The organism is Henriciella algicola (assembly GCF_003576245.1).
Lineage (GTDB): Bacteria > Pseudomonadota > Alphaproteobacteria > Caulobacterales > Hyphomonadaceae > Henriciella > Henriciella algicola.
Window position 1 is genome coordinate 121618 of the sequence record NZ_QWGA01000007.1, and the last position, 13595, is coordinate 135212.

The 13595-nt window shown below is 60.5% G+C and carries 15 protein-coding genes; 6 read left to right on the forward strand and 9 right to left on the reverse strand.

What is annotated here, in order from left to right; translation table 11 throughout:
• Positions 1–4: 4 nt before the first annotated feature.
• Positions 5–487 (reverse strand): acetyl-CoA carboxylase biotin carboxyl carrier protein, encoded by a 483-nt coding sequence (accB, locus tag D1222_RS10270; RefSeq protein ID WP_119454180.1) that lies wholly within the window; start codon positions 485–487, stop codon positions 5–7.
• A 14-nt stretch (positions 488–501) separates the two neighbouring features.
• Positions 502–933 carry a type II 3-dehydroquinate dehydratase gene (locus D1222_RS10275; RefSeq protein ID WP_119454181.1) on the reverse strand — a complete coding sequence of 144 codons (432 nt, stop codon included), beginning with the start codon at positions 931–933 and terminating at the stop codon, positions 502–504.
• 63 nt (positions 934–996) lie between these two features.
• On the opposite strand from D1222_RS10275, the gene thiS reads away from it, so the two are divergent.
• The 3 genes from thiS (at position 997) to D1222_RS10290 (ending at position 2611) form a co-directional block, all read left to right on the forward strand.
• Positions 997–1197, forward strand: coding sequence for a sulfur carrier protein ThiS (gene thiS, locus D1222_RS10280; RefSeq protein ID WP_119454182.1), 201 nt, complete (start codon positions 997–999; stop codon positions 1195–1197).
• A gap of 76 nt (positions 1198–1273) precedes the next feature.
• Positions 1274–1771 carry an SRPBCC family protein gene (locus D1222_RS10285; protein ID WP_119454183.1) on the forward strand — a complete coding sequence of 166 codons (498 nt, stop codon included), beginning with the start codon at positions 1274–1276 and terminating at the stop codon, positions 1769–1771.
• Positions 1772–1837: 66 nt separating this feature from the next.
• On the forward strand, positions 1838–2611 hold the full coding sequence (locus D1222_RS10290; RefSeq protein WP_119454184.1) for a thiazole synthase: 774 nt from the start codon (positions 1838–1840) through the stop codon (positions 2609–2611).
• A gap of 1 nt (position 2612) precedes the next feature.
• Here the strand turns inward: D1222_RS10290 and D1222_RS10295 are convergent, their stop codons facing one another.
• The 5 genes from D1222_RS10295 to D1222_RS10315 all read right to left on the reverse strand — a co-directional run bounded on the left by D1222_RS10295 (position 2613) and on the right by D1222_RS10315 (position 8666).
• Complete coding sequence (locus D1222_RS10295) at positions 2613–3362, reverse strand: DsbA family protein (RefSeq protein ID WP_119454185.1); 750 nt, start codon at positions 3360–3362, stop codon at positions 2613–2615.
• A 107-nt stretch (positions 3363–3469) separates the two neighbouring features.
• Positions 3470–4831, reverse strand: a complete 1362-nt coding sequence (locus D1222_RS10300) for a M48 family metalloprotease (RefSeq protein WP_119454186.1) — start codon at positions 4829–4831, stop codon at positions 3470–3472.
• An 83-nt stretch (positions 4832–4914) separates the two neighbouring features.
• On the reverse strand, positions 4915–5934 hold the full coding sequence (locus D1222_RS10305) for an ABC transporter ATP-binding protein (protein ID WP_119454187.1): 1020 nt from the start codon (positions 5932–5934) through the stop codon (positions 4915–4917).
• Positions 5931–7553 carry an ABC transporter permease gene (locus tag D1222_RS10310; RefSeq protein ID WP_119454188.1) on the reverse strand — a complete coding sequence of 541 codons (1623 nt, stop codon included), beginning with the start codon at positions 7551–7553 and terminating at the stop codon, positions 5931–5933. Before D1222_RS10310 ends, D1222_RS10305 begins: the two co-directional genes overlap by 4 nt.
• Positions 7554–7562: 9 nt before the next feature.
• The gene (locus D1222_RS10315; protein ID WP_119454189.1) at positions 7563–8666 is read right to left on the reverse strand and encodes an extracellular solute-binding protein; all 1104 of its coding nucleotides are present in this window, start codon (positions 8664–8666) and stop codon (positions 7563–7565) included.
• A gap of 146 nt (positions 8667–8812) precedes the next feature.
• Here D1222_RS10315 and D1222_RS10320 point away from each other — a divergent pair, with 146 nt between their 5' ends.
• Both D1222_RS10320 and D1222_RS10325 read left to right on the forward strand, forming a co-directional pair.
• Positions 8813–9895, forward strand: coding sequence for an FAD-dependent oxidoreductase (locus D1222_RS10320; protein WP_119454190.1), 1083 nt, complete (start codon positions 8813–8815; stop codon positions 9893–9895).
• 58 nt (positions 9896–9953) lie between these two features.
• Positions 9954–11126 (forward strand): acyl-CoA dehydrogenase family protein, encoded by a 1173-nt coding sequence (locus tag D1222_RS10325; RefSeq protein WP_233348670.1) that lies wholly within the window; start codon positions 9954–9956, stop codon positions 11124–11126.
• Here the strand turns inward: D1222_RS10325 and D1222_RS10330 are convergent.
• Both D1222_RS10330 and D1222_RS10335 read right to left on the reverse strand, forming a co-directional pair.
• Positions 11123–11860 (reverse strand): class I SAM-dependent methyltransferase, encoded by a 738-nt coding sequence (locus D1222_RS10330; RefSeq protein ID WP_233348672.1) that lies wholly within the window; start codon positions 11858–11860, stop codon positions 11123–11125. The genes D1222_RS10325 and D1222_RS10330 overlap by 4 nt on opposite strands.
• A complete protein-coding gene (locus D1222_RS10335) occupies positions 11857–12291 on the reverse strand; it encodes a PaaI family thioesterase (RefSeq protein ID WP_119454191.1) in 435 nt (144 codons plus the stop codon). The genes D1222_RS10330 and D1222_RS10335 overlap by 4 nt, the downstream gene beginning before the upstream one ends.
• Before the next feature lie 135 nt (positions 12292–12426).
• Between D1222_RS10335 and D1222_RS10340 the strand changes: the two genes are divergently transcribed.
• Positions 12427–13587 (forward strand): acyl-CoA dehydrogenase family protein, encoded by a 1161-nt coding sequence (locus D1222_RS10340; protein WP_119454192.1) that lies wholly within the window; start codon positions 12427–12429, stop codon positions 13585–13587.
• The last annotated feature ends 8 nt before the right edge of the window (positions 13588–13595 follow it).

The following is a 13595-nucleotide window of genomic DNA, read 5'->3' on the forward strand; positions in this document are numbered from 1 at the left end:
AGCCTCACTCGATGACGATCAGCGGTTCGCCGAACTCCACAGGCTGTGCGTCCTGCACGATGATTTCCTTCACCGTGCCGGCCTGCGGTGCCTCGACCGGGTTAAACGTCTTCATGGCCTCGACGAGCATCAGCGTGTCGCCCTTCTTCACCTTGTCGCCAACCTGGACGAAGGCTTTTGAGCCCGGCTCTGGCGAGAGGTAGACAGTACCGACCATTGGGCTGGTCACGGCATTTGCAGAAACGGGTGCAGCGGCAGGCGCCGAAGCGGCGGCTGCAGGCGCTGCGGGCGCGGCTGGCGCTGCGGCCGGAGCTGGCGCAGCTGCGTACTGGACCGGGGTAGGCGCGGCTTGCATCGGGCTTGCCTTGCTGACCCGGATGCGAAGGCCTTCATGCTCGACTTCTACCTCGCCAAGGTCGGCATCCCGAAGGATGGCGGCAAGTTCCCGGACAAGGCCGGTGTCGAGGCTGTTCTTTGCGGTGCTCATCAGATTGCGTGTCCTCAAGCTTTCATTCTTATCGCGGCTTCGAGTGCGACTTCATACCCATGCGGGCCAAGCCCTGCAATCGAAGCCATCGCAGCAGAAGCCACATAATTTGTCTGGCGAAACGCTTCGCGCGCCGCCGGGTTAGACAGGTGAACCTCAATCAGTGGAGCGGTGCAAGCGCGCAAGGCATCATGCAGCGCGATAGAGGTATGCGTATAAGCGCCGGCGTTCAGGATCAGGCAGCTCGCCTCGCGGGAGGCTTCCTGAACCCAGTCGACCAGCTCGCCCTCGCTATTGGTCTGACGGAACTCCAGCCCTCGCTCGCCCGCTTTTTTTCGCAGGCGCGATTCGATGTCTGCGAGCGTGTCATGCCCGTAGATTTCCGGTTCGCGTGTGCCCAGAAGGTTGAGATTAGGTCCGTTAAGGACATAAATCGGCTTGGTCATGGCTCCCGTTTGCGCGTGTTTCCGGGGCAAGGCAAGCCATTGATCCTGAGAGGAGAGCGCCAGATGAAAGTGTTCGTGAACGGCGATGAATTCGAGATCGAGGATGGCGCAAGCCTCTCTGACCTCGTGATGAAGCTCACTGATGATCCGCGCGGCATGGCCATTGAGCGCAACCGCGAGATCGTTCCGAAGTCGCTGCACGCTTCGACGGTGCTGCAGCCCGGTGACAGGTTGGAAGTTGTGCAATTTGTAGGCGGCGGCTGACCTTCCCTAGCGGCCTGCCTTTTAGCTGCCTCAGAGCGGTGCTACGCCTCAAGACTGACAGTTAAGGAGCGTTCCCATGGCCAAGAAGCTGAAGAAACACGAGGAAGTCGGCGAGGAATTCATCGCGGACGCGTCCAAGACCAAGCTCGTGCGCCATGAGTTTCCGTTCCCCCGTGAAGTTGTCTGGAAAGCACTTCTCGATGGCGAGACCTGGACCAAGTGGTTGCCGATCACAAAAGTTGAATGGACGTCGCCGCAGCCTTTCGCGGTCGGCACGACGCGCACCGTATGGATCGGCGAGCAGGCCGTAGAGGAAGTCTTCTTCGCCTGGGAAGACAATAAGCGCATGGCGTTCCGTTTCGACAAGTCGACGCTCCCCGTAAAAGCGTGTGTCGAGGATTATCAGCTGGTGAACACGCCGGGTGGCTGCCGTCTCGACTGGCGTTTCCGGGCCAAAGCGCCCTTCATTCTGGGGCCGCTGATCTCTGGCCAGATGAAGTCAGGCATCAAGAAGGGCCTGCCGCAGCTGGAGACCTATATTCGCGAGCACCCGGAAAAGTTCGGTCTTTCCTGATTGGTATACCAGTTCTGACACCAAGCCCCCTAGCGCCGGGCGCCATTGTCCCATACCTAGCTCGCCATGACAGACGACACGCTCAAGATCGCCGGGCGCGAGTTCAAATCGCGCCTCATTATCGGCACAGGCAAGTACAAGTCCTACGCCCAGAACGCTGAGGCTGCTGAAGCCGCTGGCGCAGAAATGGTCACGGTTGCCCTGCGGCGCGTGAACCTGTCCAACAAGGATGAGGACCGGCTGCAGGACCACGTCTCGCCCGACAAGTACACCTATCTGCCTAACACAGCTGGCTGCTTCACGGCCGACGATGCCGTTCGCACACTGCGCCTGGCACGCGAGGCCGGCGGCTGGGATCTCGTAAAGCTCGAAGTGCTTTCGGACCAGAAGACGCTTTATCCTGACATGGAAGAAACGCTGAGCGCAGCCAAGGCGCTGATCGCGGATGGCTTTCAGGTCATGGTCTATTGCTCTGACGACCCGGTCTACGCACGCAAGCTCGAAGAGGCTGGCTGCTGCGCGATCATGCCACTCGGTTCGCTCATCGGGTCGGGGCTCGGTATCCAGAACCCGCTGAACATCCGGCTGATCGTAGAGCAGGCCCGCGTGCCGGTGATCGTGGATGCAGGTGTGGGCACCGCGTCTGATGCAGCGATGGCGATGGAGCTTGGCTGCGACGGCGTTCTGATGAATACCGCCATTGCTGAGGCCAAGGACCCCGTCCGCATGGCGCGTGCCATGAAGCACGCGGTCATTGCTGGCCGCGAAGCCTATCTGGCGGGTCGGATGGGCCGTAAGCGCTATGCTGACCCATCCTCACCACTTGCGGGTCTGATTTAGCCTAGCTTGCCTGCTCGACGGCGGCGTCCAGCATCTGCGTGACGGCTGCCCGGTTCGCGCCTGAAACGAGCTGGTCGCCAACAAGGAAGGCCGGCGTGCCATCGATACCGAGGCGGCGGGCCAGCATCTTGTTGTCGGCAACAACTTTCTGAAGGCGCACAGAGCCCATGTCAGCACGCATACGGGCGACATCGACGCCTGCACGCTCTGCGGCCGCATCGATCTCGTCAGGTGTGAAACCACTTGAATTGTCGAGGTCCATGAGTTCGCGGTGCATCTCGGCATAGAGATCCTGTTCACCCGCGGCGAGAGCCGCGAGGGCAGCTTTTTCGCTCTCAGGCGAAAGGATCGGGAATTCCTTGAAGATAACGCGGACCTTGCCGTCATAGGCGTCCGGAATGTCCATCGTCCATTCCATCGAGCGCTTGCAGTAGCCGCAGCGATAGTCGAAGAACTCGACGATGGTCACCGGCGCATCATTGGGGCCGATGGAATAATCAGCTTCGTTCTCATAGAGGTCCGCCGATGCCGACGCGATTGCCTGGCGCGAGACCTCAGCCTCTTGGGCCGCCGCGCGCTGCTGGAGTTTGACGATGGCCTGCTCGATGATTTCCGGGTTTTCCAGAATGTAGTCGCGTACAATCGCTTCGATCTCTTCCCGGTTCTGCGGCGCACTATCGTCCTGCTGCGCGCAAGCGGGCGTAAAGGCTAGGAGGGAGAATGCGGCAAGCGGCGCCAGTTTGAAGGTCATGTCTCGTCCTGTATCGAATTTGTTCGGTGGGCGTCGTTACCCGGGAATCATTGAGTTTGTCTCAACACGCCCGCAGACCTGCCGCTGACAATCTCGTGATCTGCCGCCTAGCCGCGGCGGCGCCAGTAGTCCTGATTCTCGGGCAGGGCAGGGTCGGTCACGTTCCGTATGTCGTTCGCCCGCCTTGCTTGCGATGTGCCGTCCTCAAGATCCTCAATCGCGCGGCGCGCGAAGATATGCGCACGCTGATAGTCGCCGATGTGATAGGCGGACTCCGCCGTTGCGAGTTCTGCCTCCGCACGTCTGCCCTGTTTTTCGAGGGCGGATGCCAGCTGATTCCAGGCAAAGGAATTATCAGGCTCCCTGATCAGCGCATCACGCAGGGCTTCCTCACCAGCTTCAAGGTCTCCCTCATCAGCGCGGGCAATCAGCGAACGGCCGTAATTGATGAGCAGGAGCGGGTGGCCGGGCAGATATTCAAGCGACTTGGCGTGAGGCTCAACGGATTCAGCTGCGCGGCCCATCTCAAACAGAGCCTGACCCTTCAATTCCCAATAATACGGGTTCTCGGGGAATTCCTCGAGCAGGGAATCAATCTCGCTTAGCGCTGACGTCATGTCTGATGACTGCATTGCAGCGATGGCGCGGGCGTAGCGGGCTGGCTCACTCTCATCGTCGCGCGGATATTTCTGATAGACCCGGGCGAGCGGCTCAAGAAAACCGATCAGCTTGGCCTGCATAAGCTCAAACTCGCGCACCGTTTGCGCATCAGGCTCAACATCCATGAGGCCCGTGTCTTCGGCGAGGGCCCGCGTTGTCCTGATCCGGTCAGAGGCGAGCGGGTGAGAACGGAAGTAAGGATAGCGGCGCGACTCCGAGAGCACTTCCTGCACGCGGTACTTGTCGAAGAAATCGACGATGCCAGAGGGCGATTGTCCGAGTTGGGCGAGATAGGACACGGCAGCGGCGTCTGCTGTCGCCTCTTCGGCGCGGGTGTGAACGAAGAAGTTGAGCGCTGCGAACTGCTGTGAGCTCGCGATCAGCGCGGCGCCTGCGTCACCTGCGCCAGCGGCCATGGCTAGGACGCCAAGACCGATCGAGATGAGGGCCGGCCGACTGGCCACATTCGCGGCACGGGACCGCGAGATGCTGTGACCGCACGCGATATGGCAGGTTTCGTGGGCGATCACGCCCTTGATCTGCCCCGGCGTGTCGGCGGCAATCAGCAGTCCGGTGTGAAGGTGGATGCGCTGGCCATTTGCGACGAATGCGTTCAGTTCCGGATCGTTGATGATGTAAAGACCGACATCGTCAGGGTCGAGACCAGCAACTTCCAGGATCGGATCGGTCCAGTTGCGCAGCGTCGTTTCGATTTCGGCATCGCGGATCAGGCTCTGCGCAGAGGCCGTCATTGCGGCAGCTGCGGTGAGCGCTGCGGCAAGCGCACCTTTCAGAAAACGTGTCGGCATGGAACCTCACCTCTCATACTAGGGTGGAGCCTATGGGATGATTGCGGCTTTGGCGAGGCCAGCGACCTCAGCTTACTGAAATGTCAGGCAGTGGCAGTCTGCGGCGCGGTGAAGACAAATTCAGGCGCGAGAGACACCGCAAGCTTGTCCCCAGCCTTTGGCGTGAACGGACCCAGCGCAAGCGCGTGTATGGTCTCGGTGTCAGTCAGCTTGAGCTCAATTTCGATCAGCGACGATGTACGTTGCGCGGCGACGACCTCAAGCATCGCGTCTCCGGCTGGATCAAGCCGGACGGCTTCAGGGCGCAGGCAATAGGTTTCTGACGGGGGCACCTTGGACTGCCAGTTCTCTGGCAGCGCGCCCCGCCGCACCGAACGCAGCGGGCCGAGTGCCCGCGCGACAGACATGCTCACAGGTTTGAGATATAGCGCTTCCGGTGTGTCTTCCTGCAGGATGACGCCGTCGGACATGACCGCGACGCGGTCTGCCGCGCGCATGGCCTCTGATGCGTCATGGGTAACGAGAAGGGCAGGGATGCCGGCTTCGGTGACGGCAGCAAGCGCCGTTCGGCGAACTTCTGACTTCAGCGTTACATCAAGACCCGAAAACGGCTCGTCCATGAGGATCGCGATAGGCTGCGCAGCAAGAGCACGCGCGATCGAGACGCGTTGCTGTTCGCCGCCAGAAAGCTCATGCGGATAAGCCTTCGCGCGATGGGAAAGTCCGAGACGATCAAGCCAGTGACGCGCAGACTCGCGTCGCTCTTTCCTGTTCTGCCGCGTCAGGCCAAACCCCACATTGTCGATAGCATTGAGGTGCGGGAACAGCGCGAAGTCCTGAAAGATCAGGCCGATCTGGCGTTCTTCGGCGGGGACGTGTTTGGATAGAGTGGAAACCGGAATGCCGCCGTGGGAAATGTCCCCTGCATCGACCGGTTCGAGTCCGGCGAACAGACGCAGCAGGGTGGACTTGCCTGCGCCAGATTGGCCGAGCAGCGCGGTGATCTTGCCGGGCTCAAGCGTCAGTGACGCGTCCTGCACGACAGCACGGCCATCATAGCGGCGGGTGACGCCGCGCGCGTGAATTGGTTGAAGATTGCTCATCCAGCCGCCCTTGATTGACCGGCCCGTGTTAGCTGCAATGACAGGAGAACAACAGGGCCAAGTCCTGCTGCGGTGATGAGAAGCGATGGAAGTGTCGCTGCCGCGAGACGTTCATCCGACGCATAGGCAAAGGCCTGCACAGCCAGCGTATCCCAGTTGAAGGGACGCAGCATGAGCGTTGCGGGTAGCTCCTTCAGCATCTCGACGAACAGGATGATAGCGGCTGCTGACGCCCCGGACATGGCCACAGGCAGATCGACCCTAACAAGGCGCTGGAACCGGCTCGCGCCGAGGCTGCGGGCGGCGTTTCCAAGGCTCGCTGGCGCGCGGGAGAATGCGGCATTCAGTGGCTCTGCGCCGGCGGCGGTGAAACGGCTCGCATAGATCCAGACAAGGAAGATCAGCGCAGCCGGGCCGGCAACGGAAAACCCCGTCCAGGAAAGGATGAAGAGAGCGCCGAGCGCCAACACGATACCGGGCGCGGCATAGCCCGCGCCTGCTGCAAAGCGGCCTACAAACTGGCTAAAGCGGTTCTGACGTGCGCCGATCGTGATCGTCAGGGCGAGCACGAAGGCCGCGGCAGACCCAGCCAGGGCGAGCGTGAGGGAGTTGAGGAATGGCCGGACAATCTGCCCCTGCCCAAGACCTGTTTCGGCGCTGACCCAGATGAGGCGCGTAACGGGAATGACAAAGCTTAGCAGCAGCACGAGGGAGCAGCCGATCGCGACCGCCCAGCCGCTGAGCGCGCCGAGCTTCTGGCGGCGGGGGGTGCGCCAGCGCGTTGCCGTTTGCTGGATTCCGCCGCGCCCGCGCGCAATGCGCTCAATGAACTGGAGGCCAAATGCAATCAGGATGAGCAGAACGGCAAGGCGCGCGGCAACCGCAGGCTCACTGAAGCTGTGCCAGGCCCGAAAGATGCCAACACTCAGCGTCTGGACGCCAAGATAGCTCGCTGCGCCATAGTCAGCGGCGGTTTCCATCAGGGCGAGGGCCAGACCTGCAAAGATCGCTGGGCGCGCGGCTGGCAGGGCGACTTGCAGGAAAAGCCTGCGCGGTGACGCACCTAGGCTACGTGCAGCCTCCATCGTGCAGAGAGACAGATTGGAGAACGCCGCCCGCGCGGTCAGATAGGCATAGGGAAACAGGGCGCTTGCCATCACAAAGGAAAGACCCGGCACCGAATAGACATTCGGGAACCAGTAATCGCGCGCCGAAAGCCCGGTCATGTCACGCAGCGCCGACTGGATCGGCCCGGCGACGTCGGCTGCATCTGCCCAGGCATAGGCGAGCACATAGCCCGGTGCAGCCAGCGGCAGGATAAGCGCCCACTCAAAGAAGCCGCGCCCGGGAAACTCATTCAAACTGACAAACCAGGCTGTCGGCACCGCAAAGAGAAGGATCAAAGCTGCCGTCAGCGCGATCACCGCCAGTGTCGTCATCGTGTAGCCAAGCAACTGCGTCGACACGATGTGTGTCCACGCATCTCCGCCGCCGCCAATGACGCCGGTGAAGAGCGCAAACGCGACCGGCGCGCCAATCAGACAGGCCGCAGCCAGCGTGATCAGCGCGACCGGATTAAGTCGCGGCGGGTGAAAGGATGATGCCCGTATGGCCTGCATGTTGAAGCGCTAGTTCCAGCCCGCCTCGTCATAGATGCGCTGGGCTTCAGACTGGCGCTCGCCGAACGTGTCCAGCGGCGTGTCGCTGTCCTCAAACTCCGGAATAGCGTCCAGACCCTGTGGCCAGGTTACATCTTCGATCACCGGGATTTCCTTGGTCTCGTCGACAAGACGGTGCTGGCCATCGGAGCTCAGCAGATATTCAACGAACTGGATCGCCTCATCTGTGTTCTGCGCATTCGCAGCCATGGCGACGCCCGTAATGTTCACATGGATGCCCTCGCCGTCACCAAAGCTCGGGAAAGCGATCTGCGTGGCAGCAGCTGCTTCGCGGGTCGCATCGGAACCGCTCTGCGTCATGCGGACCCAGTAGTAGTGGTTCGTAATCGCGATGGAGCAGAGACCAGCGGCCACCGCTTCAACCTGGTCGGTATCGCCGCCCTGCGGCGTCCGCGCCATGTTGGCGACGACGGCATTGGCCCAGTTCTGAGCTTCCTCAGCGCCCCACTGTTCAACCATTTCTGCCATCAGCGACAGATTATAGATGTTGGTGGAAGAGCGAACGCAGATCTCGCCTTCGAGCGACGGGTCAGCAAGGTCCTGCCACTCATCGACCTGGTCCGGGCTGATACGCTCCGGGTCATAGGCGACACCGCGAATACGGCGCGCAAGCCCGACCCATTGACGATCTGGCTCGACCAGACGCTCAGGGATAAGCTGTTCAAACTCGCCTTCCGGCAGTGGCTGGGTCAGGCCTGCATCCTTGAAGCGCCAGAGGGCGCCCGCATCAGACGCGATGATAAGGTCAGCCGGGCTGTTCTCGCCTTCGGCACGCATGGTTTCCAGAAGCTGGTTCGCACCCGCCTCGCGAAAGCGTACGCGGATGCCGGACTGCTCTTCGAAAGCCTCATACATCAGCTTGTCAGAGTCATAGTGACGGGCTGAGTAGATGTTCAGCGTGCCGTTGCTGCCGGCTTCGACCGTTGCAGCCGTTTCGCCGTTTTTCTGGGCGGTTTCAGACTGCGTTCCTTGATCGTTTGAGGCAGGCGCTGCACCGCCATCCGAACACGCGACGAGCAGGGCCGTGAAGCTGACGCTCGCAATTGTTTTCATCGTCGTTTTCATGGCCTTGGCTAAATCACAAATGAGAACCAATCGCAACTAGCCGCTTTCAGTCAATGTCGATCAAGTCAATCTGTCGCGCTTCTTGTGAGGCAAGCTGGTTGAGCGCAGCGGGCGGCTTTGCCTAAAAGTGAGAAATGACCGCAGAGCGCGCCACCTCTCAGACGATCGCCATCGCTGGCGCAGGGCTTATCGGCCTCAGCTGCGCGCTTGAGCTGACCATGCGTGGGCATGACGTGACGCTGTTCGATCCCAACCCGGCAGAGATGTCGACAGGCTGGGCGGCCGCCGGGATGATCGCACCGGCCTATGAGTTGATGCTTCAGCCGGGACCGGTGGATGAAACGTTCGCCGCCTTCTGTTTCGAGAGTGCCCGGCTCTGGTCAGGCTTTGCCCAATCAATCATACGCCACACAGGTAGTCCTGTCGCGCTTTCAACCGCTCCGACCCTGGCGCTGGCCCGGCATGAGGAGGAGCAGACGCGCCTCAATGCTCTCGCTGACGTTCTGGATAGGCTCGGGCATGGCTACCGCCGCATTTCAGCATCTACGCTTCAGAACCAGTTCGGCCTCTCAGCTGCAGTCCACAGCGGCCTGCAGCTGCCAGATGATACGCAGGCCGACAATCGCCGCGTGATCAGCGCGCTCAGGCGCTTTTTTACCGGGCAGGGAAAGCTCATCTCGGCTGCCGTCACAACGCGTAGTGAGATGGAAGAGCTGGCAGCCTCGCCATTCGACGCCGTCATCTGGGCGCGGGGCACGGCGGAGACCGGATCTGAGGCCCAGGTAAAAGGACAGGCCATCGCGCTAAGCCCGGTCTCGGGTCAGCCATCCAACGTCCTGCGCTTTGGTGCCCGCTACATCGTACCCAAAGCCGACCGCACCATCATCGGTGCGACGAGTGAGCCAGATTTCGCAAGCAAGGGGATCGATCCGGCAGTCGCTGACGCGCTCCACGAAGAAGCCGCGCGCATTCTCCCGCAGCTCGCCGAAGCGAACAGGCTTGAGCATTGGGCCGGTTTCCGCCCGCTGGGAACGGTGGAACGCCCTCTTATCGGCTCGAAAGCGCCGGGCGAGTTCATAGCGACAGCACATTACAGAAACGGCGTTCTACTCGCGCCTGCGACCGCGAAGCTGATTGCCGATCAGATCGAAGGGCTTACTTACGAGAGCGCTTACAAAGCTTTCGCCCCGGCGCCCGGACACGGCGCGACGGCGTGACACTGGTTCAAACGACCGCACCATGTTTAGACAGGGCGATTCGAGGAGGAAAAGAGATATGCATTCGATCGGTGAAATGACGGAAGACCAGCTTGCCATCAAGGATGCGGTCGAGAAGACCTGCAGCCAGTTCGGTGAAGATTACTGGGCCAAGACAGACGAGACTGGCGACTGGCCAGAAGAGTTTTGCAACGCCATGGCCGAAGGTGGCTGGCTCGGCGTCGCTTTCCCGGAAGAATATGGCGGCGCGGGCCTCGGCCTGACCGAAGCGGCGCTCGTGATGCAGACGGTCACGCGCTCTGGTGCTGGCTATTCAGGCGCCTCTGCCATCCACCTCAATATCTTTGGTCCAAAGCCGCTCGAAAAATTCGGCACGCCAGAGCAGAAGCAGGAAAACCTGCCGCGTATCATCTCCGGCGAAGAGAAGATGTGTTTTGCCGTCACTGAGCCGAACTCCGGCCTCGACACGTCCAGCCTCGAAACCAAGGCTGAGCGCACGAATACCGGCTACACCATCAATGGCCGCAAGATCTGGACGACGGGCGCGCAGCGCGCTGACAAGATCCTGATCATTGCCCGCACCACGCCAAAGGACCAGGCGTCGAAGCCATACCTCGGTCTCTCACTCTTCTACACCGACTTTGACCGCGGCAAGATCGACGCCAAGCCGATCCCGAAAATGGGCCGTAAGGCGGTTGAGTGTAACATGCTCTACCTCGACGGCCTCGAAGTGCCGAAGGAGCATCTCATTGGCGAAGAGGGCCAGGGCTTCAAATACCTGCTGCAGGGCCTCAACCCGGAACGCGTGCTGTTTGCGGTGGAATCAGTCGGCCTTGGCTTCGCAGCGCTTGAAAGGGCGACCACCTACGCCAAGGAGCGCGTCGTCTTTGGTCGTCCGATCGGCCAGAACCAAGGCATCCAGCACCCGCTCGCCCAGCGCTGGGCAGAGCTGAAAGCCGCAGAGCTTCTCGCCTACAAGGCAGCCGGCCTCTACGATCAAGGCGTCGATTGCGGGGCAGAGGCGAACGCCGCCAAGCTGCTCGGCACCGAAGCAGGCTTCAAGGCGTGCGAGACGGCAGTCCTAAGCCATGGCGGTATGGGCTATGCCAAGGAATATCATGTCGAGCGCTATATGCGCGAAGCCATGCTCGCCCGCATCGCCCCGGTGAGCCGCGAAATGATCCTCAACTTCATCGCCGAACGCGTGCTGGGTCTGCCGAAAAGCTATTAGGCGACTGGCCTGCGGCCTGACACGCTTGTCGCGCACCCAAAGAAATGCTTGCGGAAGGTCACATCGAGGCCTTCCGCTCGCAATTGTGCTGCGAGATTTGAGGCGTCACCGAAATTGGTTGAGTAGGTGCCGATCATGGCAAAGTCGCGCGCACCTTTCAGGAACACTTTCTCGACCATCGGCAAGACCTGTTTGAGATAGAAGATATAGAGCGGCCTTAGCCACCATCCTTTGGGGTCCGAAGCCTCAATGAAACAGAATGATCCGCCAGCCTTCAGCGTTGATGCTGTCAATTCAGCGAGCTTCTGATGCTGATCGCTGTTGAAGGTCTTGAGGCCGAAGGTGGAGACGATGAGGTCGGCGCTTGCAGCAGGCAGATTGCTCGCCAATACATCGTCTTCGATAAAGCCGATCTTGTCCGAACGCATTTCATGTAGCCGTTTCAAGGCGCGCTTGTGCATCCCGCTCGAGATATCGACCGCCACGACTTTTTTGAGATCAGGGTAGCGTTTCAATACATGCGGCCATATTTCGCCGGTTCCCGCCATGAGATCGTAGCATGTTTCCGGCGTGTCGTGGGTCTGCGGCAGCGCGTCCACGCATTCCCTGCGCCAGCGTTCGGTAAACCCCATCGAACACACATAGCTGAAAAGGATGTACTTGGTGGAGCATCGGTCGAAAAGGTCTTTGACGAAGGCTGGATCGTAGATGCCTTTCCCTGGATTGGTCATCATGTGCTTTTCAAAGGTCGGCGCATGATCGTGCCTGAGAAGTTCAGGCATGCCTTGCCGTCGCCCGTAATGAGGCCCCTTACAAAGGTCAGGTTCCGGCCGGACCGCAGCACTTCGCCGCGCGCTTCGATATAGGCGCCTTCGGCGGGCCCCGAAAGGAACTCCGAGGTAAAGGCGACGGTGACCCCGTATTCGCCTTCGAGCTGTTCGTGCGCAATGGCGAAGAGGGAGAAGTCGGCGAAGGCCATCAGGCAGCCGCCATGGACGACCCCGCCCTTGTTCATATGCTTGCGTTCCGCCCTGAAGGCTGCGACCGGGCCCTGTTCGTCGACGCGGAAATAGAAGGGACCTGCCGTTTCGAACTCAAACGGCTCATCCGGCCAGGTTGACCAGCCTTTGAACTCTCCGCTCTCGCAAACTTCTCCTGTCACCATCGATTCCTCCGCAATTTATCTGTTCGCCCCCTCCTAGACGCGCTTGTTGCCTGCTGCCAAGCGACGCGGGGCTTGCCCTTCGACAGAACTCCCCCCAAAGCCTATGTTGACCCGAAATCGGATGGGAGAAGAAACATGGCTTTTGATGCCGAAATTCGTCAGGCGCTTATTGAGCAGGTGCGCCGTTTCGTAACCGAAAAATGCATTCCTCTGGAAAATCAGGTCGGCGAAACTGATGAAGTACCACAGGAAATCGTCGATGAGATGAAGCAGCTCGGGCTGTTTGGTCTGGCCGTACCAGAAGAGTTCGGCGGTCTTGGTCTCGATATGGAAACCGAATGCCTTGTCGCGCTGGAGCTTGGCCGTACCTCGCCAGCGTTCCGCTCTGTCGCCGGCACCAATATCGGTATCGGCTCGCAGGCGCTGGTCCTGTTCGGTACGCCCGCACAGAAAGATAAATGGCTGCCAGGGATTGCTGCAGGCGATCTGATTTCCAGCTTCGCCCTGACAGAGCCGGGCGCAGGTTCGGACGCAGGCAGCCTGACGACGAAAGCCATTCGCGATGGTGATCACTATGTGCTGAACGGCACGAAGCGGTACATCACCAATGCCAACAAGGCCGACCTCTTCACCGTCATGGCGCGCACGGCGCCCGACGTGAAAGGCCCCAAGGGCGTGTCGGCTTTCGTGGTGGAGCGTAACACGCCAGGCGTCAGTGTCGGTCAGCCAGAGAAGAAGATGGGTCAGCAAGGCGCTCATGTATGCGACGTGATCTTTGAAGACGCCCGCGTCCCTGTCGAAAACCTGATTGGCAAAGAGGGCGAAGGCTTCAAGGTCGCGATGAGCGTGCTCGACAAGGGTCGGCTGCACATCTCCGCCGTGGCCACCGGCATGTCCGAACGCCTCATCAAGGAAATGGTGACCTATGCCAGTGAGCGCGTTCAGGGCGGTAAGCCGATCATTGATCATCAGCTTATCCAGGCACTGCTCGCTGACAGTCAGGCCGAAACATATGCCGCTCGCTGCATGATCATGGACGCAGCGCGACGCCGTGATGCCGGTGAGAATGTCACCATACTCGCCTCATCGGCAAAGCTGTTTGCGACCGAGGCAAATGGCAAAGTCGCCGATCGCGCCGTTCAGGTCTTTGGCGGGGCTGGCTATATCACCGACTACGGCATCGAGCGGTTTTACCGTGACGCCCGTATCTTCCGCCTGTACGAAGGTACGAGCCAGATCCAGCAGATCATCATTGCGAGAGAGCTGAAGCGGGCGGCGCAAGCCGACCAGCTTTAATCGCCGCA